The sequence below is a fragment of the Faecalibacterium prausnitzii genome (assembly GCF_003287495.1).
GTDB lineage: Bacteria > Bacillota > Clostridia > Oscillospirales > Ruminococcaceae > Faecalibacterium > Faecalibacterium prausnitzii_I.
In genome coordinates, this window is record NZ_PRLE01000001.1 from 136,969 (window position 1) to 160,879 (window position 23,911).

Sequence of the window (23,911 nt, forward strand, 5' to 3'; positions counted from 1 at the left end):
CTGCTTGCAAGATTTGATTTGAATTTTAATTTTCCAGCATGGCAAGGAACTCGGCTTCTGTCAGGATGGTCACCCCCAGGGATTGCGCCTTGGTCAGTTTGGAACCGGCTGCCGCACCCGCTACGACATAAGAAGTCTTTTTGGAAACAGAGCCGCTGGCCTTGCCGCCGTTCTTCACGATAAGAGCTTCCACCTCGTTACGGGAAAGAGTTTCCAGTGTGCCGGTGACCACCAGTGTTTTCCCGGCCAGCTTATCACCCTTGGGTTCCCCTTTCCACTGCATGTTAACGCCCGCGTCGGCCAAGCGGTGGATAAGATCGGTGGTTCCGTCCTTGGCGAAGAACTCCACCACGCTCTGAGCCATCACACCGCCAAAGCCGTCGATCTCGCTGATGCTTTCGATGGTGGCTTCCCGGATGGCCTGCATGGAGCCAAAATGTTCTGCCAGCAAAGCAGCGGCCTTATCCCCGATGTTGCGGATGCCAAAGCCAAAGAGGAGCTTGTCCAGATTGTTCTGCTTGGAGCGCTCAATGGCCTGCAGCAGATTGGCGGCACTCTTTTCCTTGAATTTTTCCAGTGTCAGCAGCTGCTCCATCGTCAGAGTGTAAATATCTGCCGCTGAGTGGACAAGACCTTTTTCAACCAATTGGGTGGCAACTGCCGTGCCAAGGCCGTCAATATCCATGGCATCACGGGATGCAAAATGAATGAGGTTGCGCAGAGCCTGGGCCGGGCATTCCGGGTTGACACAGCGCAGGGCGGCTTCATCTTCCAGATGAACGACCGGTGCCCCGCAGGAGGGGCAGATCTCCGGCATCTGATAAGGCTCTGCATCCTCTGCATGCCTGGTCACACCGATGACTTCCGGAATGATATCGCCCGCCTTACGCACCTGAATGGTGTCGCCAATGCAGAGGCCAAACTGTTTGATGAAATCCTCGTTGTGCAGAGTGGCGCGGGCAACGGTGGTGCCGGCGAGGAAAACCGGGTCAAAACAGGCGGTGGGCGTCAACACACCGGTGCGGCCAACCGCCACATCAATGCTGCGCAGAACCGTTTCCTTGACCTCCGGTGGGTACTTGAATGCAATGGCCCAGCGCGGGAATTTATTGGTGGAGCCCATCAAATCGCGCTGTGCGAAATTGTTGACCTTGATGACCGCACCGTCCATATCAAAATCGAGCTTGGAACGATTCTGGCCGATCTGTTCGATCTCCGCGATGGCATCCTCAATATCATGAACGACGTGGTAGCGCGGCGAGACCGGGAGGCCCAGACTCTTGAGGTAATCCAGACTTTCGGCGTGGGTGGTCAGCTCCTTGCCGCGAATCTGCTGAACATTGAAGATAAAGATGGAAAGGCCACGGCTCCCGGTGATCTTTGAGTCTTTCTGGCGCAGAGAACCGGCGGCTGCGTTCCGCGGGTTTTTGAACGGAGCAGCACCCTGCAGCTCCTGCTCTGCGCAGAGCTTCTGAAATGCTTCGTGGGGCATGTACACCTCACCACGCACCTCCAGAAACTCTGGAGCTCCCTCCAAATGCTTCGGGATGCGGCGGATGGCTTTGACATTGGCCGTTACATCTTCACCGACAACACCATCGCCACGGGTAGAAGCCCGAACCAGCTCACCGTTTTCATATTCCAGGCTACAGGAAAGACCATCAATTTTGATCTCGACCACATATTCCGGGGTGACACCGGCTTCCTGGACGCGATGGTCAAAGTCGCGCAGTTCGTCATAGGAAAACGCATCCAGCAGGCTTTCCATTTTGACCGCATGGGTCACCTTGGCAAAGCGCCCGCTGGGTGTACCACCCACATGCTGCGTAGGAGAAGCGGGCGTGACCAGCTCCGGATAGGCAGCCTCCAACTCTTTCAGCTCTCGTGTCAGGGCATCGTATTCAAAATCTTCCAGCTCCGGGGCATCCTGATCGTAATAGAGGCGGTTGTTTTTTTCAATGACCGTGCGCAGCTCCTGCACACGCTGCTTTGCCTGTTCCAGTTCCAACATGGTGTCCTTCTCCCTTTGAAAATACTCTCTTTTACCAGTGTATTATACCACAACCGGCCCTCTTTTTCAGCCCCAAGACAGAAGAAAAACGTTCTGCATCGCGGTGCCGATTTTTTGAAGTTGCAGACAAAACTACTCAATTATTGCGTGAAATTGGCGTTTCAATACAACCTGTATTTTTCACGTTCTAGATGTCGGATTTAAGCCCCTGACAGTTGATTTAAAATCAATAACTGAAAAATACAAATTGTTATATTCAAATTATATAGCGATTTATCGATATTATTTGTGATAAAATCGGGCATGGATTTTTGTGTCCATCTTGCAATCGCAGCTTCAAGACAACAAAAAAGAACCCCAGAAAGGCTCTGGAGTTCTTCAAGTTCGTATTCTTCTGAATGAAATATCAGATGGAAATGGTATTGCAAACGTCAATCAGCACAGGATCAAGGCTCTTGGTCATTTCGAGAGCTTCATCCACGGGGTAGTCCACAAGGTGTTCACCTTTCATACCGACGATGCGGTTGTATTTGCCCTGTTCCAGCAGGCAGACTGCATGATAACCCATCGCAGAAGCGTTTACACGGTCACGCAGAGTGGGAGAACCGCCGCGCTGGACGTGGCCCAGAATGGTGGCACGGGTGTCGATGCCGGTGCGGGCCTGGATCTCGTTGGCGATCTCCTGCGAGTGGCCAATGCCCTCTGCCACGATGACGATGAAGTGGCGCTTACCGGTGCGCTGGGTCTCCACGATCTTATCCAGAATGTCGTGCTGCATATCGAACTCTTTTTCCGGCAGCAGAACCGCCATAGCGCCGGAAGCAATGGCGACGTTCAGTGCAATGTAACCGGCGTTGCGGCCCATGACCTCGACCACACTGCAGCGGTCGTGGCTCTGGGTGGTATCGCGCAGCTTGTCGATCATCTCCAGTGCGGTATTCATAGCGGTATCGTAACCGATGGTGTAATCGGTGCAGGCAATGTCGTTGTCGATGGTGCCGGGCAGGCCGATCATCGGGATGCCGCGGTGTGCCAGCTCACGGGCACCACGGTAAGAGCCGTCACCACCAATGACGACCAGAGCATCGATGCCGAGCTCACGGCACTTTGCAGCGCCCTTATCCTGACCCTCTTTGGTCTTGAACTCCAGGCAGCGGGCAGTATACAGGATGGTACCACCTGCCGAGATGATGTTCGAGACACTGCGCAGGTTCATCTCAAAGCACTCGCCGTTCAGCAGACCGTTGTAGCCACGCTGAATGCCGATCATACGGAAACCCTTGTGCAGGCCGGTACGAACCACGGCGCGAACCGCGGCGTTCATGCCAGGAGCGTCACCGCCACTGGTCAGAACGCCAATCGTCTTGATTTGCTTTTCCATAGAGAGATTCCCTCCAATTTGTTTCTTTCACGCATCATGCCGAGCGACGTCTCCCATTCTGTTGGACGCCGCCCAATGCTTCCTCTTACGATTGCTTGCCTCGTTTATTATATCACAAACCCAGCTTTTTGAAAACTCTTAGCACATCCCGTTTTGTGCATAAAGCGTGCACGGAGATGTCATTTTGTTGCAACATTGCATGCTCCCACCACCCGCTTGAGCTCCTGGAAGAAGAGTGGATGGCCGGAGGTGTACAGGCGGCGGGGAGCGGCCAGCTTCTGCTTGGTATCTTCCAGATAGAAGATGACCGGCATGTCGCCATCAAAGATCTCCAGCAGGTTGATGACCTTGGCGTACTCCGGGCAGGTGCGGGAGGGCAGGCGGATGTAGAGCCGCTGCGTGGCGTCCCGCATGAGGTTTGGTTTATTGGCCTGCGGGTGTTTGGGGTCATAGCCCTCAATGGGCAGGATGCTCTCCGCCATCAGCTTGGCAGGCTCATCTTCCCGCACCGAGAGGCGGCCCTCGATGACGACGACCGCGTTTTCTTTGATGGAGTCCCGGAACGTATCCAGCACCCGCGGGAAAACGATGACTTCCATGGTGCCCGTCAGGTCTTCCACGCTGGTAAACGCCATCATGGTATTGGATTTTGTTGTCATCATCCGGTTTTTGACAATGGTGCAGACGATGCGCACATGGGAGTTATCCAGTACATGAGCATCCTCCCCGGTCAGCGCTTTGATGGCGTGGGAGGCGAACCGCGCCGACTGTTCCCGGTAAGCGTCCAGCGGGTGGCCGGACAGGTACAGGCCGCTGACTTCTTTTTCCTGCTGAAGCAGCTCTGTATGGCTGTACTCCGGGAATGCTTTGATCTCATAGCTGTCGGCATTTTCGCTTCCAGCGGCGTTCAGACCGCTCATAACCGAGAACAGGTCCAGCTGGCCGTCCAAATTGCGCTTGTTGTCACTTTCCACGCTTTTGATAATGCCGTCTACGGCTTCCACCAGGCTGTGGCGGTTGACGCCCATGCGGTCGAACGCACCAGCTTTGATGAGGCTCTCCACCGCCCGGCGGTTCAGCTCATTGCCATACATCCGCTTGCAGAAATCGTACAGGCTGGTATAGGGTTTTCCCTGCCGTTTCTCCACGACCTGTTCAATGAGGTTTCGGCCGACATTTTTCACGGCATTCAAGCCAAAGCGAATCTGCCCGTTGGCATCGGCTGTAAAACCGCCGCCCGAGACATTGACATCCGGCGGCAGCACTTTGATGCCCAGCCGGGCGCACTCGCCAGAGTACTCGATGACCTTATCGGTATTGTCCAGCACACTGGTGAGCAAAGCGGCCATAAACTCGCTGGGATAATGGCACTTGAGATACGCGGTCTGGAATGCCACATAGGCATAGCAGGCCGCATGGCTCTTGTTGAATGCGTAGGACGCAAAGCTGGACATCTCATCATAAATTTCGTTGGCCACTTTTTCGGAGATGCCGTTTGCCACGCAGCCGGGGCACTGGTTGCCGGGGTCGGTGCAGCCATGGACGAAATGCTCCCGTTCGGCCTCCATCACGGCGTGCTTCTTTTTACTCATGGCACGGCGGACATTATCTGCCTGGCCGAATGAGAAACCAGCCAGCTCCCGGAAAATCTGCATGACCTGTTCCTGATAGACGATGCAGCCGTTGGTCACATCCAGGATATGCGCCAGCTGGGGCGTTTTATAGCTGATTTTATCCGGCTCATGGCGGTTGCGCAGGTATGTCGGGATGGAATCCATGGGGCCGGGGCGGTACAGACTGATCAGAGCGATGACATCTTCCAGGTTCTGCGGTTGCAGACCCATCAGGACTTGTTTCATGCCCGAAGATTCGAGCTGGAATACACCCTCCGTCTCACCCCGGGAGAGCATCTGGTAGGTCTCCGGGTCATCATAATCCAGCTTTGCGATTGCGAACGTTGGATCCTTTTTCTGAACAGCAAGCTCTGCATCCCGGATGACGGTCAGGGTGCGCAGACCCAGGAAGTCCATCTTTAACAGACCCATCTCTTCAATTTCCGTCATATTGAACTGGGTCACAGGCAGGCCGTCGTTGGTCGCCAGAGGCAAATAGTAGTCTGTCGGCTCCGGGGTGATGACAACACCGGCCGCATGGGTAGAGGCATGGCGGGGCATTCCCTCCACTTTCAAGGCAGTATCGATGAGCTCCGTTACCTGCGGGTCTGTATCGTACATCCGCTTGAGCTCCGGGGAGACTTCCAACGCGCGTTTCAGCGTCATTTTCAGTTCCATCGGGACCTGCTTTGCCACCACGTCCACACTCTGATACGGCATTCCCAGCACACGACCCACGTCGCGGATGGCGTTGCGGGCTGCCATCGTGCCGAACGTGACGATCTGGGCCACGTGGTCGGCACCATACTTGCGGTTGACATAGTCAATGACTTCCTGCCGCCGCTCGTAGCAGAAATCCACATCGAAATCGGGCATACTGACGCGCTCCGGGTTCAGGAAACGCTCAAAGATCAGATTGTAACGGATGGGGTCGATATCCGTAATGCCGACGCTGTATGCGGCAATACTGCCCGCGCCGGAACCACGGCCCGGGCCTACCGGGATGCCCTGGCTCTTGGCGTAGTTGACGTAATCCCAGACGATGAGGTAGTAATTGGTATAGCCCATCGTTTTGATGACGCCAATTTCATAGCTCAGGCGGTCCTTGTTGGCCTGCGGGACATCGGGGCCGTAGCGGCGCTCCAGGCCCTCCCAGCAGAGCTTTTCAAAAAAATCCTGGTTGTCCATTCCACCCGGGGCCTTATAATAAGGAATCTTGGTGTGGCCAAAATCAAACTCAAAATTGCACTGATCGGCGATGATCCGCGTATTCGAGCAGGCTTCCGGCACCATGGCAAACAGATCGTACATTTCGTCTGTCGTTTTGACATAGAATTCATCGGTCTGGAACTCCATGCGGTCCGCATCCTGCATGGTCTTGCCCGTCTGGATGCAGAGCAGAATGGCCTGCATCTTGGCGTCTTCCTTGCGCAGATAGTGGGAGTCGTTGGTTGCCGCCATGGGGATCCCCGTCTCCCGGGCCAGCTTGATGAGCTGGGGCAGTACGATGTTGTCTTCTTCCAGCCCGTGGTCCTGTAACTCGATATAATAGTTGCCGACGCCGAACAGCTCCTGATACCACAGAGCCGAAGATTTGGCGCGCTCATAATCGCCCGCCAGAATTGCCTGCGGGATCTCGCCTGCCAGACAGGCAGAGAGACAGATCAGACCCTCGTGGTACTGCTCCAAGAGCTGTTTGTCCACGCGGGGCTTGGAGTAGAAGCCCTCGACAAAAGCAGCCGACACCATTTTGCAAAGGTTTTTGTAACCGGTCTCGTTCTTGCAGAGCAAAATCAGATGGTTGTTGCCATCAATTTTATTTACCTTATCAAAGCGGGTACGGGTGGCCACATAGACCTCACAACCGATGATGGGCTTGATGCCCGCCTTTTTTGCAGCCTTGTAAAACTGCACACAGCCGTACATAACACCGTGGTCGGTGCAGGCAATGGCAGTCTGACCGCACTCTTTTACGCGGTCCATCAACTGGTCAATGCGGCAGGCACCATCCAGCAGACTGTATTCTGTATGAATATGCAGGTGGACAAAGTCTCTCCCCTGTTTGTTATTCTCGCTCGGTTCCGTCATGCTTTCACCTCCTCGGCTTCCTGTTCCAGACGCTGACGCAGCGTATCGGCCAGCGACTCCAGTTTCTTCATCCGGTGCGAAAGGCCGGATTTGCTGACAGCCGGGTCAAAGCAGGCACAGAGTGCTGTCAATGAAAGATCCGGATAGGCCAGCCGTTTGGCGGCGGCATCCTGCAACACCTCCGGCAATGTTTCCAAGGCGTTCTGCTCTTTCAAAAAGCGGATGGCTTTCAGCGTCTGTGCATTGGCGCGGGCCGTCTTGCTGAGGTTTGCGGTATCGCAGTTGGTGTGGCGGTTGATCTGGTTGCGCACCTGTTTGACCGCTTTTTGCGCTTTGATCTGTGCTGCCGCATTCGCTGCCCCCATAAAGGCCAGAATGCGCTCCACATTGGCGCTGTTCTTGACATAGATGAGGTTCACACCGTTCCGGCGAGTACGATGCGGTGCAAATTCATGCTCCGCCAGCAACGCTTCAAAATCCTTGGCCAGATTGGTGCGGCTGGTCAAAAACTCAATATTATATTCTTTTTGTGGATCTATCACCGTTCCACTGCACAAAAAAGCCGACCCGATGTATGCGCTGACACAGGTCTGGCAGCGTATCAGCTCCGGGTCGATCTGCAAGCTCGTTTCTGAGCCAGTGGTGCCAAAAAGCTCATGCATCCGCGTCACCTGTTCCGGCGCACGGATGCCAAACTCATATACCACCCCGCTGGGGCGGATTTTTTCGGTGATGGTTCCCTGAACACCGCAGCGGGCAAACAACTGCTCTGCCACCTGTGCGGTCAGGGCCTGCTCGGTCTGCAGCACCAGCCCCTTTGCATCAAAATACTTGGCAAAGCAGGCAAAGCCATAGGCCGCCGCGCGAACACAGCAATCCTTTTGCAGGCTGCGCCGCGCGATTTCTTCCCGCGCCTGGGACGCAAAACTCATATTGTTTTATCCTTTTCTGTTCTTTAAAACAAGGGCACAGGCTCAGCGGGCAGAATCCCGATGCTGGGTGCTGGGCTGATAGCCTTTTTCTTCGCAAAATTCCGCGATCTTCCGAGCAAAGGTAATGGAGCGGTGTTTGCCGCCCGTGCAGCCCACCGCGATGGTCAGCTGGCTTTTGCCCTCCTTGACATAGAGCGGCAGGGCGTAATCCAGAAAATTCTCATACCGGCGCAAAAGCTCCTGTGCCTCCGGATGCCCCATAACAAAATCGACGACCTCCTGGTCAAGTCCGGTCTTGTGCTTGAGCTCCGGCACATAGAACGGATTGGGCAGGCAGCGAACGTCCAGCACAAGGTCTGCTTCCGGCGGGATGCCAAACTTGAAGCCGAAAGACAGGATATTCAGGCGCATGGCGCTCTTGGCTCCCCCGTTCTTCAAGAACAGGTCGCAGACGCGTTCTTTGTTCTGCGCCGTTGAGAGCAGGGCGGTGTTGATGGTGTAGTTTGCCCGTTCTTTCAGCGGCTGCAAGATCTGACGTTCTTTTGCAAATGCCTCCCGGGTGGAGATTCCTTCCGCAATGCTGATGGGGTGACGGCGGCGGGTCTCGCTGTAACGGCGCATCAGCACATCATCCGGCGCGTCCAGAAACAGGATCTCATAGGAGATTCCCTGCTGATCCAGCTGCTCCAACCCCTGCTCGATCTCCTCTTTGCTGCGGCATCCGCGGACATCCATGGATAAGGCCACCCGCTTGAGCTGGTTATCGCCCGCTTTGGAAAAGGCCATGATACTGGGCAAAAGCCCTGCCGGGATGTTATCAATGCAGAAAAAACCAATATCCTCCAGCGCATTCATGGCCACCGATTTTCCCGCGCCGGAAAGTCCGCTGACGATGAGAAGATCCATAGTTATTCCTCTTTCCGTTATGCCCTTACGACCCGAATCTCTTTTTCAAGGTCATAGCCTGTTTTCTCTTTGACGATGGACCTCACTTCATCACAAAGTGCCAGTACATCGGCACAAGTTGCGCCGCCCAGGTTGACCACAAAACCGCAGTGCTTTTCGCTGACGGCAGCCCCGCCGTGGCGGTAGCCCCGCAGGCCGCACTGGTCGATGAGGGCCGCGGCGAAAGCCCCTGCCGGCCGCTTAAAGGTACTGCCAGCGCTGGGTTTGTCCAACGGCTGTTTGTCGATCCGTTTTTGCATCAATTCGTCCATCCTGGCCTTGATGGATGCAGCGTCTCCTTTTTTCAGGCGGAACGTTGCGCTCAGAATGCAGCCGCCGTTCTCCTCAAAAATGCTATGCCGGTACGATAAATCCAACTCAGCGGCTGGCACTTCGATGATGTTTCCGTCCGCAGCCAAATACTCCACGGACGTCAGAACATCTTTCATCTCGCCGCCGTAAGCACCTGCATTCATATAGATCGCACCGCCCACCGTGCCGGGAATGCCGTAGGCAAACTCTAAACCGGTGCAGCTGTGGTTCAGTGCAAAATTGCAAAGAGTCGAAAGCTTCGTCCCGGCCCCGACCGTCACGTTGCAATAAACTACACCGGACTCTTCGCCGGGAATGTTCTCTTTCATCCCAATGCCGGTTTTCATGGCCGTCAGGTCCAGAACAGCCCCCCGGAAACCTGCATCCTCAAACAGAATGTTGCTGCCGTTCCCCAGCAGATAATAGCGAGCTCCCTGCTCCTTGCAAAAAGCCACTGCCCTGCACAGCTGGATTTCGTCGCATGGTTTTATAAATATGTCTGCCGGACCACCGATACGGAACGTACAGTGGTCGGCCAACAGCTCGTTTCGGGTACAAGCAATGCCCGCCGCATCCAGTGCGGCGCACAAAGGTTCAAACATAGTGCTCCTCCATGGGAAAATCGTTAATCCAGCGTTTCGTCCAGACCCAGACGGATCAGCAGCTCCTTGGCGGCATTGTAGCCCATCTTCTTCTGGCGGTTGTTGATGGCTGCCGTTTCCAGCACGACAGCCATATTACGGCCAGGCGAAACCGGGATGCTGGTACTGGGAATGCTCACACCCAGAATATCACAATACTCGCTTTCGAGGCCGGTACGCTGGTAGTTCTTGGTGGGGTCCCAGGGCTCCAGCTGCACCACAAGGTCGAGGCTCTCGCTCACTTTAACAGCACCCACACCGAAAATCCGGGCCACATTGACAATGCCAATGCCGCGCAGCTCAATAAAGTGGCGAATGTTTTCCGGTGCCGTGCCCATGATCTGGCGGTTGGAAACTTTGCGCAGTTCCACGGCGTCATCCGCTATGAGACGATGGCCGCGCTTGACCAGCTCAATGGCCAGCTCGCTCTTTCCAATGCCGCTGTCACCCAGAATGAGAATGCCCTCGCCGTACACTTCCACCAGCACACCGTGGCGGGTGATGCGGGGGGCAAGTTCCAGATTCAGCACACTGATGAGGCTTCCCATCAATGTGCAGGTCGTCTCATTGGAGCGCAGCAGCGCCACACCGTGTTTTTTTGCCAGTTCCAGCATCTCGGGAAACGGCTCCAGTTCTTCACTGCGGCCCACGATAACAGCAGGCGGCTGCTGCCGGAACAGCTGATCCAGACGCTCCCGACGCTTTTCCTCCGGGAGGCCCGCCAGGAAGTTCATCTCCGCCAAGCCCATGATCTGCAGACGCAGCTTATCAAAATAATCATAGTAACCCGCCAGGAACAGGCCCGGACGGTTGACCTCTGCAATTTCAACACTGATGTTTTCCAGATCCTGCGGCGTGTAAACCACGTCCATACTGACTTTCTCCGTCAGCTTTTTAAGCGAAACGGTGAAGTTCCCCATCGTTTTTCCTCCTGTAGGCTCTTTTCATCTGATGCACTGGTTCAAAATGGGGGGGCATCGCACCCCATCTTGTTTGTCAAAAACAACATTGGTGCATCTAAAAGCGAAACAATCCATCTGTCCAATAAGTGGAAGGCATAATAAAGCATCATATCGTATGCTTACAAAAGTTCTAGTACACTCTATTATAGCAAACCAGCATAAAAAATAAAAGACCCCTGACAACCTTTCTAAGTGCAGATCCCATCGCTGGCCCGTAAGCGCGGGTAGATCTTGGAGTTACAACATCCAATTTTCTTCTGCTTCCCGCTCCATCAAAAATCCAGAGAATCTTTTCCTGAATTGCTTCATTTGCTTGCATCCGCTGCCGATTTCTTTATAATAAAGGTAGGCACCTCACGGATGTGTTGCATCCTTTACATGAGTTTTACATTTGGCTGATTTCCGATTTTACATTTCATCTTTATACTCATAGTGTAGGAAAATAACACGTCAAATCAAAGTGAGGAAACACGAAATGACTATTTTCAATGTCTTTTCCTTGTTCGGCGGCCTGGCCCTGTTCCTGTTCGGCATGGACATTATGGGCAAGGCGCTGGAGAAGCAGGCTGGCGGCCAGCTGCAGAAGATCCTGAGCAAGCTGACCGATAACCCCATCAAGGGATTTTTCCTTGGCCTGTGCGTAACCGCGATCATTCAGTCTTCCAGTGCCACCACCGTTATGGTGGTCGGCTTTGTCAACAGCGGCATCATGGAGCTGCACCAGGCCATTGGCGTGATCATGGGCAGCAACGTGGGCACCACTGTTACCAGCTGGATTTTAAGCCTTTCCGGCCTGCAGGGCGACAGCCTGCTCATCCAGATGCTCAAACCCACTTCGTTCAGTCCGGTGCTGGCATTTATCGGCATCCTGCTGTATCTGGGCAAAAACGAAAAGCGCAAGGGCATAGGCACCATCATGATCGGCTTTGCCATCCTGATGACCGGCATGACCACGATGTCCAACGCGGTGGCTCCCCTGCAGGACGAAGCCTGGTTCACCAACCTCTTTGTCCGCTTCTCCAACCCCATTCTGGGCGTGCTGGTGGGTGCCATTGTTACCGGTGTCATCCAGTCCTCCAGTGCCAGTGTCGGCATCCTGCAGGCCTTGAGCGCCACGGGCGTTATCACGTACGGCAGTGCCATCCCCATCATCATGGGCCAGAATATTGGTACTTGCGTCACTGCACTGCTCTCCTCGGTGGGTGCCAACAAGAATGCCCGCCGGGCTGCTATGGTCCATCTGTACTTCAACATCATCGGCGTCATGCTGTTCCTGATCATTTTCTATGGTTTGAACAGCGTGCTGCACTTCACCTTTGTCAATGACACCATCGCGGCCTGGGGCATTGCCGTGGTCCACTCCACGTTCAACATTGCTGCCACTGTGGTTCTGCTCCCCTTTGCAGGTCTGCTTGAAAAGCTGGCCATCCTGACCATCCCGGACGACACTCAGAAAGAGAGCTTTGCCTTGCTGGATGAGCGTCTGCTCAATACGCCTGCCATGGCTGTGGAGCGTGCCCGTGCCGCAACCGCCGAAATGGCTGAGCTTGCCCGCGTGGGTGTGTTCCAGGCCATGAGCCTGACCCACAAATGGGACGACACTCTGGCCGAAAAGGTCAAAGAGGAAGAAAGCAAAGTGGATCAGTATGAGGACGCCCTCGGCACTTATCTGGTCAAGCTTTCCGGCCGGGAGCTGAACCACGCTGACAGCCAGAGCGTCAACACCCTGCTCCACACCATCAGTGATTTTGAGCGCATCAGCGACCATTCGGTCAACCTGCTCAAATCTGCCGATGAGATGCACACCAAGAACGTACAGTTCTCCCAGGATGCCCAGGAAGAGCTGCAGGTGCTGGAAGACGCTGTGCAGGACACGCTGAACCGCACCACGGAAGCTTTCCGCAAGGGCGACCTGCATCTGGCCAGTAAGGTCGAGCCGTTGGAGCAGGTGGTGGATGAGCTGGTGCGTGCCATCAAGGCCCGCCATATTGCCCGCCTGCAGGCCGGCAGCTGCTCCATTGAATACGGTTTTGTGCTGGATGATCTGCTGACCAACTATGAGCGTGTCTGCGACCACTGCAGTAATGTGGCCGTGGCACAGATCGAGGTCGCGCAGGACAGCTTTGATACCCACGCATACCTCAACGACCTGCGCAGCGGCAACGCTGCCAAGGAGAGCGAAGTGTTCCAGCGCCGTCTGGACCGCTACCGCGAGCGTTACATTTTCCCGGAAAATGAAACCACCCCAACGGAGGAAAAACAGGGATGATCTATATTGTAGAGGACGATGCCGCCATCCGCGAGCTGGAACAGTATGCACTGCAGTCCAGTGGCTATCAGGTCAACAGCTTCCCCTCGTCAGAGCCGTTCTGGCAGGCAATGCGCACGACGGAGCCAGAGCTGGTGATCCTGGATGTGATGCTGCCGGGCGAAGATGGCTTTTCCATCCTGAAAAAGCTGCGCAACACCCCCTCCCTGCGGAGGCTGCCCATCATCATGGTCACGGCCAAATCCAGTGAGCTGGACACCGTGCGCGGGCTGGATTGCGGTGCGGACGATTATATCACCAAGCCTTTTGGTATCATGGAGTTCCTGAGCCGGGTGCGAGCAGCCCTCCGCCGCTCGGAGCCCGAGACTCATACCAGCGTCTACAGCTTCCATGAGATCCTGCTGGACAACGCCCGCCACAGCGTGACTGTCAGCGGCGTCAATGTAGACCTGACCTACAAAGAGTACAGCTTGCTGCGGCTTCTGCTGGAGCACACCAACCTGGTCGTGACCCGTGAGACCATCCTGCAGGTGGTCTGGGGCACGGACATTTCGGTGGAGAGCCGCACCGTGGACATGCACATCCGCACCCTGCGCAAAAAGCTGGGCGACGCGGGCAAATACATCTGTACTGTCCGCAAGGTGGGCTACAAGCTGGCGGACAGTGAGGAGGAACCCGAAGAATGAAACCACGCAGTATGGAAGAAAAAATCGGCTATCGGCTGTTCCTGATGGGATTTGTGGGCCTGTTATGCACGGCAGCACTCTGTATTTTTGTATTCCATAAGGCGTTCCGCACACAGGTCTGGACGGCAATGGAGCACGAAGCGGATCTGGTATCCGCCGGGTATCGTCTTTCCGGTGACCCGCGGCAGCTCAGTGCATACAGCACCAGCAGCCTGCGCATCACGCTCATTGACCCGGACGGCAATGTTCTGTTTGAATCCGCCACGGCACAGCCGCTGGAAAATCATCTCACCCGCCCGGAGATCCAGCAGGCCATGCAAAGCGGGGTCGGGCGCGACTGCCGCGATTCCCAGACCACCGGATATGAAACCTATTACTACGCTCTCCTGCTCCCCAGCGGCGAGATCCTGCGCGTAGCTCAGGATTCTGAGACGACCTGGTCTATCTACGATGATGCCATCCCCGCCATCATCCTGAGCTGTGTGCTGATGATGGCCGCGGCTGCACTCATGGCCGGGCTGCTGACCAAAAGCCTTGTGCAGCCGGTGCTGAAGATGACGGATGATCTTGACCGCATCCAGGACAATGTGCCCTACAAAGAGCTCATTCCTTTTGCAGAGAGCATCCATTCGGACCGCCTGCTGCGGGAGAACAATGAAAAAATGCGGCAGGAGTTTACGGCCAATGTCAGTCATGAGCTCAAAACGCCGCTTACCAGCATCTCCGGCTATGCAGAGCTCATTGAAACAGGCATTGCACAGCCCAAAGACATCCCGGATTTTGCCCGGAAGATCCATGTGGAAGCATCCCGGATGATTCAGCTGGTCAACGATATCTTGCAGCTGTCCAATCTGGACAATGTCAGTGAGGCCGGTACGCCCCTCACGATGGAGACGGTTGATCTGCTGGAGGTCGCCAGAGAGTGCGTGGAGCGGCAGAAAGTCAACGCCAAGCGTTCCTTTATCTCCCTCACCTACCTGGGCGAGAGCGCTCCCGTGCTGGGCAGCCGCAGCCTGCTGGACGAGCTGTGCCAGAACCTGTGCGACAACGCCATCCGCTACAACCGCCCCGGCGGCAAAGTCCAGATCATTACCGCCTGTACCCGGGACGGCCACTGCTCCCTCACCGTGAAAGACAACGGCATCGGCATCCCGAAAGAAGCGCAATCCAGTGTGTTTGAGCGCTTTTACCGGGTGGATAAGAGCCGGAGCAAAGCCACCGGCGGCACCGGCCTGGGGCTGGCCATCGTCAAGCATATTGCCCGGATCCACAACGCCCGCATCAAGCTGGAAAGTGAGATCGGCGAGGGCACGACCATTACCGTGCTGTTTGAGACGGCACATTAAAATTCATCCCAGAAATATTACGTCTGCCTGCACTGCCGGGCAGGCGTTTTTTTCTGTCAGAAACGCTGTTTTTTGTCCATCCTGCAGGGCGCGCACGCTCCCCAGCGAGAGGATATCCGCCCCGGCATCCCAGCAGCGCTGGACGGTCTCAGCACATAGTGTTTCCAGTTTCTGGCACTGCGTTTCTGTAGGCGTGGCAGATGCCGCTTTTTTCTGGAATGTCAGCTGGACGGTAAAGCCATCCCCTGCTGCCTGCACCCCCAGCACACTGCGGCGGATGGTAATGGGCGTTTCCTCTACCGTGAACGTATGCTCCTGTCCATATTCCAGCAGCACACGGGCCATCTCGGTTTCTTCTTCAGTCAGGCTGAAGGTGCCAGTCTCCGTCAGCAGCAGCGCTTCTTTTTGGAGCGTTATGCTCCCCTCTTTCAGCTGTACCACCGGGAGCAGCAGTCCTTTCCCCCGCTCATACAGGTGTGGTGCACGCTCTGCCGTATCCTTGGCGCATTGGAGCAGCTGCTCCGGGAAACGCTCTTCCTCTTCTGCCCGGGCCAGAAGCTCCTCACAGCCGGGCGTCACCGCCAGCACCCGGGTGGCCAGCCGGAGGTCCGCACGTTCACAAAAGAGCGGCTCACAGGCGGAAAGCTCCCCCCGCAGGCTGCCGGTATTCAAAAACAGATACTCACACAGGCGGTAGCTGGGCCGCTGCGGCAGATGCTCCTCCGCCGCAAAGAGGGCCTGCTCCAGCGTTTTGCCGGTCCCGGCACAAAGCTGCACGGAAGCAGCTGCATCCGAGGAATCAGCCGCAGCCTCCGGGAATTGATAGAGCAGTGCCACATTCCACTGCTCAGGTGTCTGTTCCAGCAGCAGCGCCCGGACAATGCTTTTTTCGGTGTTTTCACTCCGCAGGAAAACGCCGCACCAGCAGAGCAGCAACCCCAGCAGCAAAAGCCGCAGTGTGGCCCGGCGGCTCATGGGCTTACCTCACAGACACTTCGGCCGCGGAACTTCTCCCAGAGCAGCCGGAGGATGTGGGCCAGCACACAGATGCGGAAGAACATTGCGGCCAGCCAGAGAAGCAGAAAAACCGCGTCGAACCGGGAAAATGCCCCCAGTGTCCAGGAACGCAGCAGCTCATAGCCGGGCAGGCCGCTCCCCTGCCGTGCGCCAAATAAAAGCGCCATTCCAAAGCAGAACGCTGCCTGCACCCCAAAGCTGCCCAGCGGCATCCAGACCGCCTTGCGCCACTGCCGCTGCGGGCAAAGAAAGGTCAGTGCGAAATATTCCGGGTAGAGTATCTGCCCCAAATCTGCCCCTGTAAAACGGTACGATGCCGGAAATAAATTCTGCCAGTGCAGCTGCCCGGCAAGCCCCGCTGCACAGAGCAGAGCTCCCAGCCCTGCCAGCCACCAGAGTACCCGGGAGGAGCGGTCAAACACAGCCTCCGGCAGCGCCCAGCCTGCCCAGAGCAGCAGCGGCAGAACGCTGAGCGCCGCCATGGAAGAAAACTGGCTCCAGCAGACTTCCTGTGCTGTGCGGACAGTTCGTATCAGCTCCACTGCAAACCAGAGTCCGGACACTCCGCAGCCCAGACGGGAGAAGACACCTTTTCCAGAGAAAAGCTCCCGGGCCTGAAACTCCGCTGCCAACAGTGCGGAAAGCAAACAGAGCCCCAGCGCTGCCGGGAGCCCCCACAGGAGAAAACTCCGGGCAGAAAGTTCTTCTGTCTTGAGGAAACTGGACGCCAGGCTGGAAGCAGCCAGTCCTAAAAACAGAGTCTGCGGAGCAAAACCGCCGTTCACTGCAGGTTGATTCATTCCGGTTTCCTCCTTTGCCAGATCGTAAATGGGTTGCTGGATAAGACACGGTAGTTGCGCCGGATGACCCCGTCACTCGAGAATGAACTATCGTTCAGATACGGCACTCCCAGCGTCGAAACCTGTGTCAGCCCAAAGAGAACAAACAGCCCGGCACTGACCAGCCCCACCGGGCCCGCAAGACCGGCTGCCAGCACCACCAGAAGCCGCAGCAGCGTGGCCGGCTCATAAAGAGAGGGCGTAATAAAAATCGCCACGGACGTAATGCCCGCCACCAGCAGCACCGGGGTACTCATCAGGCCTGCAGCAATGGCGGCGTCTCCCACAATGAGCGCCGCCACCAGACTGACCGAGTGCCCCAGTGTCTGGGGCATCCGCAGCCCGGCCTCCCGGATGATCTCTAAGATCAGGATGATCATAACCATTTCGGCAAACAGCGGCAGCGGCGTGGCTTTTTCGGCCGCCGCGATTTTAAAGAGCAATATCGGCGGAAGCAGCTCCGGCAGATACACGGCGGTGCAGACGAAAGCCCCCGGCAGGAAAATGCTCAGGTAAAAGGCTCCATATTTCAAAATACGCAGGAACGACGAAAAAAAGGCCGTGGTGGCATAATCGTCCAGACAATCAAAGTTTTCGCAAAAAAGGGTGGGCAAAATCATGGCAGAGGGGCTGCCGTTGACCAGAACAATGATTTTCCCCTCGCAGAGTTTTGCCGCCGCCACCGCCGGGCGCTCGGTATAGCTGACCGGAGAAAACAGCCGGAAGCGGCATGGAAAGAGCCAGGGCACAAAATAGCTGGAATCCAGCAGCAGCTCCGGCTTTGCCTGCGCCAGGATCTTCCGTACCTGCGCAAGCGCTCCGGGACTGACTTTCCCCTTGCAGTAGCAAAGCGCGTACTCGGTTTTCATCTCACAGTCCGCCTGCGTTACTTCCTGCACCAGCTGTTCGGTTCGGATGAGCCGCCGCAGCAGGCTCAGGTTGACCCGCAGCAGATCCGCAAACCCCTCCCGGGAGCCCCGGAGATTCCCCTCCCCTGGCGGTTCTTCCACCGAGCGAAACTTGAGGCTCTGGACCGAGAACGCGATGCCCTGTGCACAGCCATCCAGCAGCAGAACGGCCATCCCGGCCGTCAGCCGCCTGGTCAGATCGTCCAGTGTCTCTACGGGGCTGCTCTCCGCCGGGAGGCCGGAATGGTGCAGCAGTAAATCAAAGACGGCACTCCCGCCCGGCGTTTCATCCAGTGCGGGCGTGCGGCGGCTGACAGCGTCCAGCAAAAGCTCCCAGAGCGATTCCAGGCTGGCCATCCCGTCAAAAAGCACCAGCGCCCCGCGGCAGTGGTAAAGCTCGACCTCCTTGGAATAAAAATCCGCCGAGCTGCCAAACATTTCGTCAAGCAGGGCGAGATTCTCCGTTAGTTTCGGTGAAAGCTGTGGCAAAATACCCCCTCCTTTCTCCAAGCAGTATGCCCCGCCCTGCCAACGATATTCCAAGCCAATGGAGGGCCCCGCCTTGAAACTGTTGATCTTCCGCACCATTTTAATTTATCTCTGCGTGCTGTTTTCCATGCGGCTGATGGGCAAGCGCCAACTGGGAGAGCTGCAGCCGGAGGAGCTTGTCTCCACCATCCTCATCTCCAATCTGGCCTCCATCTCCATTGAATCCGAAGAAGTGCCTGTTACCGCCAGCCTCATCCCGCTTTTTCTGATCGCCGCGCTGGAACTGCTGGGGTCTGTGCTCAGTTTCCGGAGCCAGTGGTTTTTCAACCTGATGTCCGGGCGGCCCAAGACCGTGATCCTGGATGGGCAAATCGACCAGAACGCTTTACGGATGCTTCGGCTGACTGTGACCGATCTGATGGAAGCCCTGCGCGGAAAGGACATTTTTGACCCCCGGGATGTCTCCTATGCCGTCATTGAGACGAACGGCAATCTTTCCGTCGCCCTGCGGCCGGAACGGGAACCGGCCCGGCTGGCCGATCTGCAGCTGAAGACCACCCAGACCAACGCCACCATCCCTTTTGTCCTGGACGGGCAGGTTCTGGAAGACAACCTCCACTGGTGCGGTAAGAATCATGCCTGGCTGGAACGTACCGCAGAGGCTAACACCGTCCTGATCTCTGAAATTTTACTGCTTGTAGGCAATGAGACGGAGGACTATTTCCTGCTCAAAAAAGAGAGCCGCCACTCCGGCAGCTCCCGCAAAAAGGATGCGTGAGGTCTATGAGACGAATTTACGCCTGTATTGCCATTGTGGCCGTGCTGCTGGTGGCAGCTTTTTACAGCAGCTGGAAAGTACAGCACTTTGCCGAGGAGATTTTTTCTGACATTGACACCGCCATGGAAGCCATCCGGGATGAGGATTTCACAACCGCCCGCAAGGCATTGGCCCATGGGGCTGACCTGTGTGACCAGATGCGGATGCACATGAACCACCTGCTCCGCACCGAGGATTTTACAGAGCTGGAAGCCTCCCTCCGCGCGGCAGACGGCCACCTGGAAATGAACGCCGCCGAGGAGGCTTTTGGGGAGCTGCGCCGGGCACAGGTCCAGGTGGAAACGATGGAATGGCTGGCCCAGCGGATCATCTGAACAGGCAAATAAAAAAGCCGTACCGGCTCCGGAACAAATTGTCCGGAAACCGACACGGCTTTTACTGTATTTGCGTCTTATTTCTTGTGGTCGCCCATCAGCTTTTTCAGTTCATTGAAAAAGCTCTCGACATCCGCAAACTGCTGGTAGACCGAGGCAAAGCGGACATAAGCCACTTCGTCGATCTTTTTCAGCTCCTGCATCGTCAGCTCTCCAATGCGGACGCTGGTCACCTCGCGGTCATAGGAGCTCATCAGGCTCTGCTCAATGCTGCTGACAGCACGCTCCAGCGTCTCGTAACTGACGGGGCGCTTGGCGCAGGCCCGCAGCATGGCGTTGAGCAGCTTCTGGCGGTCGAACGGCTCACGGGAGTTGTCTTTTTTGATGACGATGAGGGGCACCGTTTCCACTACCTCATAGGTGGTAAAGCGCATGTGGCAGCGCAGGCATTCCCGGCGGCGGCGAATGCGCTCCCCGTCTTCGGTCGGGCGGGAATCGATCACCTTGGATTCTTCATCCCCGCAATAAGGACATTTCATAGTAGTTCCTCCTGAATTCGGCCTTTTTCGCCGGAAATGGGAAATGGCTGTGGGCCATCAGTTCTTGTCCGCCTTTTTGCGCTCGCTCCAGACGACCCATGCGGAAGTGGAAACACAGAGCGAGGTGTACACACCGCTGATCATACCCATCATCAGCGGGAATGCAAAGGTGAAGATGCTGTCCAGGCCATACAGCTTGGAGATGATGCACATAACGCCCAGCGCCATCACCGTTGTCACCGTGGTGATGACGGTACGGCGGGCCGACTGGTTGACGGAGTGGTTGACCAGCTCTTCAAAGGTAGATTTCTTGCCCATCAGGCTGCGGTTTTCGCGGATACGGTCATAGACCACAACGGTATCGTTGATGGAGTAGCCCAGAATGGTGAGCATGGCGGCAATAAAGTTGCCATCCAGCGGGGTGCGCAGGAGCACAAAGGTGCCAAACACCACCATCAGGTCGTTGAGCAGGGCCAGCACGGCCATCATGCCGCCCGTCAGGCCGCCGATCTTCTGGAAGCGGAACGCGATGTACAGCAGGATCAGCACCAGTGCAAACACCACAGCCACCAGACTCTTCTGGAGGAACTTGGTGCCCATTGCCGCGCTCACGTTGCTCAGAGAGAGCTGGGCAAAGGCATTGTCCGGGTACTGCTCGTTCAGAGAATCCAGCAGGTTCTGCACCTCGTCGGTGGTCACGGTCTCGGTGCCGGGCATCGAGATCTTCAGCGTCTGCTCCCCGGTGGCAACGTTCTCGCCGGTCTGCAGGGTCAGGTCCTTGCTGCCCAGTGCGGCGGAAGCCGTCTTCTGAACCGCAGAGAGGTCAAAGCTGTCCTCGTAGCTCAGGGTGATCATTGCACCGCCCGTGAACTCGGTGTCCATCCGGACGCCCAGCACCACGGCGCAGAGGACGATGGCTGCCATCAGGCAGGCGGAAATGGTCAGGAAGCGCTTGCGCAGGGAGACAAAGTTGATGGGCTTCTTCTCTGCCGGTGCGTTTTTGTCTGCACCATACAGCCACGGGTTGCGCAGCGCCTTGATGGACGCGGCGCCACGGATCATCACGCGGGTAGCGAACACGCCAAACACAAAGTTGAGCAGAACGCCCGTGAGCAGCGTGTAGCCAAATGCGTAGATGGTGCCAGCCGTAGAGGGGCCAAAGGCAAAGAACACAAAGTGCAGTGCCTTGGCAAACAGACCATCCGAGGGGCCAAAGGCACCCATCAGCACGATGGCGACGATGACGATGGTCACGTTGCCGTCAATGATGGGAGTCAGGCCGCGGGCAAAACCGCTCTTGAGGGCACCGTCCAGCGATTTGCCGCTGCGCAGTTCCTCCTTGATGCGCTCTGCCGTAATGACATTGGCGTCCACGCCCATGCCGATGGCCAGGATAATGCCCGCGATACCGGGCAGGGTGAGCGTAAAGCTCTCAAACACCGGGAAGTAACCGGAAACGAACGCCAGCGTTGCCGCCACCTGTCCGGCCAGCGCGATGCAGGCCAGGAAGCCCGGCAGACGGTAGAGGGCCGTCATCAGCACCACGATGAGGGCAAAGGCAATAAGGCCTGCCAGCACCATGGCGCTGAGGCTGTTCTCGCCCAGGCTGGGGCTGACGGTAGAATAGCTGTCCACCGTCAGAGCGAAAGGCAGCGAGCCGGAGTTGATCTGGCGGGCCATCTTGACGACATCCTCCTGGGTGAACGGGTTGGATGCCGAGCTGGTGATGATGGCCTGTCCATCGGTGATGGCGGCATTGACGGACGCCGTGCTGACATTCTCATCGTCCAGCCAGATGCTGATGGTGCCGCCGGACTGGTACAGCTTGGTAGTGGCATCGCCGAACGCCTTGGCACCCTCGTCCGTAAACTTGAGCGCGACATAGTATTCCGAGCTGCTGCCGCTGACAGGGCCGTACTGGGCCGCTGCACTCTCCACCATGGAGCCGTCCAGGATGAGCTCGCCGTCGGCACTGCTCCCCTCCCGGAACGTCAGGTAGGCGGTGGTGCCGATTTCCTCAATGGCAGCTTCCGGGTCGAAATTCGTCTCACCGGACTGCCACGGGAACTCGAGGATGAGGCTGTCAGAGTTGTTATCCACATACAGCTCATAGTCGGTCACATTGAGAGCCACCAGACGGTTTTCAATGACGAGCTGGGCTGCTTCCAGCTGGTCGTCGGTCGCGTCATAGTCATCGGACGGGACAAAGGTCACATTGACACCGCCCTTGATGTCCACACCAAAGCGGATGTCCTTTGCGCCTTTGAGGTAGGGAGTGGTCACATCACCATACTTGACCGCGACGCCAAAGAATGCCGTATAGACAAACGTCGCGATCAGCAAAACGGTGACGATCAACTGCCATGCTTTGCCTTTTGTCTTCATAAAAATCGGGAAACCTCCAAATATAATAAATCTCCACTGCGCCGTCGTTGCGGCGGTGCAGGGAGATTTTCAGCACGGGAAACGATCAGGCTTCTTCTTTTTCAGCCAGCAGCTTTTCGGCAGCTGCCAGGCGGACGCAGACGCACAGCAGGTCGGATGCAGTTTCCACCTCGTCCAGGCTGGGGTAAGTGGGTGCAATGCGCAGGTGTGAATCGTCCGGGTCCTTGTGGTAGGGGTATGCGGAGCCGGCACCGGTCAAAGTCAGGCCAGCCTCCTTGCAGAGGGCAGCCACCCGCTTGGCGCAGCCGGGCATCACATACAGGCTGATGAAGTAGCCGCCCTTGGGGTTGGTCCAGTGGGCGATATCGCCGCAGGGAGTCAGCTCCTCTTTGAACGCGGTCTTCACAGCGTCAAAGCAGGGCACCAGGCGGCGGCGATGCTTTGCCATGTGGGCCAGCACGCCCTCCTTGTTCTTCAGGAAACGGACATGGCGCAGCTGGTTCATCTTATCGTAGCTGATGATCATGACCGAGAAGCGCTTGCAGATGTACTTCATCATGGCTTCGCTGCAGGCCAGCGCCGAAACACCAGCACCCGGGAACGTGATCTTGCTGGTGGAAGTGAACATGAAGACACGGTCTTCCGTGCCATATTTCTTGCACTGGTTCAGCAGGACCGGTGTCTCGATGATCTCATCGGTCAGATGGTGGACGATATAAGCCTCGTCCCAGAAAATTTTAAAGTCAGGAGCGGCGGTCTTCATGGACGCAAAGCGCTCAATGGTCTCGTCGCTGTAGGTATAGCCATCAGGGTTGGAGTACTGGGGCACACACCAGATGCCCTTGATGGTATCATCCTCGGCCACCAGCTTCTCGATCATGTCCATATCCGGGCCGGTGGGGCTCATGGGGACACTGATCAGCTCAAAGCCAAACTCCTCTGTGATGGCAAAGTGGCGGTCATAGCCGGGCACCGGGCAGAGGAACTTGCGGTTGGGCACCTGAGACCAGGGGCAGGGAGACTCCGGGAAACCGAACGAATACCCCATCGAGATCAGATTGTACATCAGCTGCAGGCTGGAGTTTCCGCCCACGAACACTTCCTCAGGTTTGACCCCCATCACATCGGCAAACAGCTCACGGGCCTCATGCAGGCCCTCCAGGTCGCCGTAGTTGCGGGCATCGGTGCCAGCGTCAGTAGTGTAATCCGTCATCTGCAAAAGTCCCATAGCCAGATCCATCTGGTGAGGGCCGGGTTTGCCGCGAGCCATGTTCAGCTTCAGGCCCATATCCTGAAATTTTTTATACGATTCTTCCAGCTTTGCTTTTTCAGCGGCCAGCTCTTTGCGGCTCATCTCAAAATAATTTGCCATAGTGCACACACTCCTTTATCGTAC

The 23,911-nt window shown here is 56.5% G+C and carries 18 protein-coding genes; 5 read left to right on the forward strand and 13 right to left on the reverse strand.

Going from position 1 to position 23,911, the window contains the following annotated elements; genetic code table 11:
* Positions 1–25 precede the first annotated feature (25 nt).
* From ligA to hprK, 7 genes are all read right to left on the reverse strand, one after another.
* Positions 26–2,011: an NAD-dependent DNA ligase LigA gene (ligA, locus tag C4N22_RS00705; protein ID WP_112147611.1), complete on the reverse strand. Its 1,986-nt coding sequence runs from the start codon at positions 2,009–2,011 to the stop codon at positions 26–28.
* Positions 2,012–2,417: 406 nt separating this feature from the next.
* Positions 2,418–3,392, reverse strand: coding sequence for a 6-phosphofructokinase (gene pfkA, locus C4N22_RS00710; protein WP_022257160.1), 975 nt, complete (start codon positions 3,390–3,392; stop codon positions 2,418–2,420).
* A gap of 179 nt (positions 3,393–3,571) precedes the next feature.
* Complete coding sequence (locus C4N22_RS00715) at positions 3,572–7,093, reverse strand: DNA polymerase III subunit alpha (protein ID WP_112147612.1); 3,522 nt, start codon at positions 7,091–7,093, stop codon at positions 3,572–3,574.
* Complete coding sequence (gene whiA / locus C4N22_RS00720; protein ID WP_022257158.1) at positions 7,090–8,025, reverse strand: DNA-binding protein WhiA; 936 nt, start codon at positions 8,023–8,025, stop codon at positions 7,090–7,092. Before whiA ends, C4N22_RS00715 begins: the two co-directional genes overlap by 4 nt.
* Positions 8,026–8,067: 42 nt before the next feature.
* Positions 8,068–8,931, reverse strand: a complete 864-nt coding sequence (gene rapZ, locus C4N22_RS00725) for an RNase adapter RapZ (RefSeq protein WP_022257157.1) — start codon at positions 8,929–8,931, stop codon at positions 8,068–8,070.
* Positions 8,932–8,948: 17 nt separating this feature from the next.
* The gene (murB, locus tag C4N22_RS00730; RefSeq protein ID WP_112147613.1) at positions 8,949–9,884 is read right to left on the reverse strand and encodes a UDP-N-acetylmuramate dehydrogenase; all 936 of its coding nucleotides are present in this window, start codon (positions 9,882–9,884) and stop codon (positions 8,949–8,951) included.
* A 23-nt stretch (positions 9,885–9,907) separates the two neighbouring features.
* On the reverse strand, positions 9,908–10,843 hold the full coding sequence (gene hprK / locus C4N22_RS00735) for an HPr(Ser) kinase/phosphatase (protein ID WP_112147614.1): 936 nt from the start codon (positions 10,841–10,843) through the stop codon (positions 9,908–9,910).
* Positions 10,844–11,360: 517 nt separating this feature from the next.
* Between hprK and C4N22_RS00740 the strand changes: the two genes are divergently transcribed.
* From C4N22_RS00740 to C4N22_RS00750, 3 genes are read left to right on the forward strand one after another with little or no spacing between them, the layout of a single operon-like run.
* The gene (locus tag C4N22_RS00740) at positions 11,361–13,154 is read left to right on the forward strand and encodes a Na/Pi cotransporter family protein (protein ID WP_112147615.1); all 1,794 of its coding nucleotides are present in this window, start codon (positions 11,361–11,363) and stop codon (positions 13,152–13,154) included.
* Entirely contained in the window at positions 13,151–13,840 is a 690-nt protein-coding gene (locus C4N22_RS00745; RefSeq protein WP_022257153.1) for a response regulator transcription factor, read from the forward strand. Before C4N22_RS00740 ends, C4N22_RS00745 begins: the two co-directional genes overlap by 4 nt.
* A complete protein-coding gene (locus C4N22_RS00750; protein ID WP_112147616.1) occupies positions 13,837–15,186 on the forward strand; it encodes a sensor histidine kinase in 1,350 nt (449 codons plus the stop codon). The genes C4N22_RS00745 and C4N22_RS00750 overlap by 4 nt, the downstream gene beginning before the upstream one ends.
* 3 nt (positions 15,187–15,189) lie before the next feature.
* On the opposite strand, the gene C4N22_RS00755 is transcribed toward C4N22_RS00750, so the two are convergent.
* The 3 genes from C4N22_RS00755 to C4N22_RS00765 are packed head-to-tail and all read right to left on the reverse strand — an operon-like array spanning position 15,190 to position 18,439.
* Positions 15,190–16,161 (reverse strand): hypothetical protein, encoded by a 972-nt coding sequence (locus C4N22_RS00755; protein ID WP_112147617.1) that lies wholly within the window; start codon positions 16,159–16,161, stop codon positions 15,190–15,192.
* Entirely contained in the window at positions 16,158–17,003 is an 846-nt protein-coding gene (locus C4N22_RS00760) for a hypothetical protein (RefSeq protein WP_112147618.1), read from the reverse strand. Before C4N22_RS00760 ends, C4N22_RS00755 begins: the two co-directional genes overlap by 4 nt.
* On the reverse strand, positions 17,000–18,439 hold the full coding sequence (locus C4N22_RS00765) for a spore germination protein (protein WP_112147619.1): 1,440 nt from the start codon (positions 18,437–18,439) through the stop codon (positions 17,000–17,002). The genes C4N22_RS00760 and C4N22_RS00765 overlap by 4 nt, the downstream gene beginning before the upstream one ends.
* A gap of 73 nt (positions 18,440–18,512) precedes the next feature.
* Here C4N22_RS00765 and C4N22_RS00770 point away from each other — a divergent pair, with 73 nt between their 5' ends.
* Positions 18,513–19,217 carry a DUF421 domain-containing protein gene (locus tag C4N22_RS00770; RefSeq protein WP_022257148.1) on the forward strand — a complete coding sequence of 235 codons (705 nt, stop codon included), beginning with the start codon at positions 18,513–18,515 and terminating at the stop codon, positions 19,215–19,217.
* 5 nt (positions 19,218–19,222) lie between these two features.
* Positions 19,223–19,591, forward strand: a complete 369-nt coding sequence (locus tag C4N22_RS00775) for a DUF4363 family protein (RefSeq protein WP_112114852.1) — start codon at positions 19,223–19,225, stop codon at positions 19,589–19,591.
* A gap of 77 nt (positions 19,592–19,668) precedes the next feature.
* Here the strand turns inward: C4N22_RS00775 and nrdR are convergent, their stop codons facing one another.
* From nrdR to C4N22_RS00790, 3 genes are all read right to left on the reverse strand, one after another.
* Positions 19,669–20,130, reverse strand: a complete 462-nt coding sequence (nrdR, locus tag C4N22_RS00780) for a transcriptional regulator NrdR (RefSeq protein WP_112147621.1) — start codon at positions 20,128–20,130, stop codon at positions 19,669–19,671.
* Positions 20,131–20,187: 57 nt separating this feature from the next.
* A complete protein-coding gene (gene secF, locus C4N22_RS00785) occupies positions 20,188–22,515 on the reverse strand; it encodes a protein translocase subunit SecF (protein WP_112147622.1) in 2,328 nt (775 codons plus the stop codon).
* Between the two features lie 85 nt (positions 22,516–22,600).
* Positions 22,601–23,887 carry an aminotransferase class I/II-fold pyridoxal phosphate-dependent enzyme gene (locus C4N22_RS00790; protein ID WP_022257144.1) on the reverse strand — a complete coding sequence of 429 codons (1,287 nt, stop codon included), beginning with the start codon at positions 23,885–23,887 and terminating at the stop codon, positions 22,601–22,603.
* Positions 23,888–23,911 lie beyond the last annotated feature (24 nt).

Coding starts and splice junctions, on each gene's coding strand:
- ligA (WP_112147611.1), bottom strand. CDS start 2,011: ATGTTGGAACTGGAACAGGCAAAGCAGCGTGTGCAGGAGCTGCGCACG.
- pfkA (WP_022257160.1), bottom strand. CDS start 3,392: ATGGAAAAGCAAATCAAGACGATTGGCGTTCTGACCAGTGGCGGTGAC.
- C4N22_RS00715 (WP_112147612.1), bottom strand. CDS start 7,093: ATGACGGAACCGAGCGAGAATAACAAACAGGGGAGAGACTTTGTCCAC.
- whiA (WP_022257158.1), bottom strand. CDS start 8,025: ATGAGTTTTGCGTCCCAGGCGCGGGAAGAAATCGCGCGGCGCAGCCTG.
- rapZ (WP_022257157.1), bottom strand. CDS start 8,931: ATGGATCTTCTCATCGTCAGCGGACTTTCCGGCGCGGGAAAATCGGTG.
- murB (WP_112147613.1), bottom strand. CDS start 9,884: ATGTTTGAACCTTTGTGCGCCGCACTGGATGCGGCGGGCATTGCTTGT.
- hprK (WP_112147614.1), bottom strand. CDS start 10,843: ATGGGGAACTTCACCGTTTCGCTTAAAAAGCTGACGGAGAAAGTCAGT.
- C4N22_RS00740 (WP_112147615.1), top strand. CDS start 11,361: ATGACTATTTTCAATGTCTTTTCCTTGTTCGGCGGCCTGGCCCTGTTC.
- C4N22_RS00745 (WP_022257153.1), top strand. CDS start 13,151: ATGATCTATATTGTAGAGGACGATGCCGCCATCCGCGAGCTGGAACAG.
- C4N22_RS00750 (WP_112147616.1), top strand. CDS start 13,837: ATGAAACCACGCAGTATGGAAGAAAAAATCGGCTATCGGCTGTTCCTG.
- C4N22_RS00755 (WP_112147617.1), bottom strand. CDS start 16,161: ATGAGCCGCCGGGCCACACTGCGGCTTTTGCTGCTGGGGTTGCTGCTC.
- C4N22_RS00760 (WP_112147618.1), bottom strand. CDS start 17,003: ATGAATCAACCTGCAGTGAACGGCGGTTTTGCTCCGCAGACTCTGTTT.
- C4N22_RS00775 (WP_112114852.1), top strand. CDS start 19,223: ATGAGACGAATTTACGCCTGTATTGCCATTGTGGCCGTGCTGCTGGTG.
- nrdR (WP_112147621.1), bottom strand. CDS start 20,130: ATGAAATGTCCTTATTGCGGGGATGAAGAATCCAAGGTGATCGATTCC.
- secF (WP_112147622.1), bottom strand. CDS start 22,515: ATGAAGACAAAAGGCAAAGCATGGCAGTTGATCGTCACCGTTTTGCTG.
- C4N22_RS00790 (WP_022257144.1), bottom strand. CDS start 23,887: ATGGCAAATTATTTTGAGATGAGCCGCAAAGAGCTGGCCGCTGAAAAA.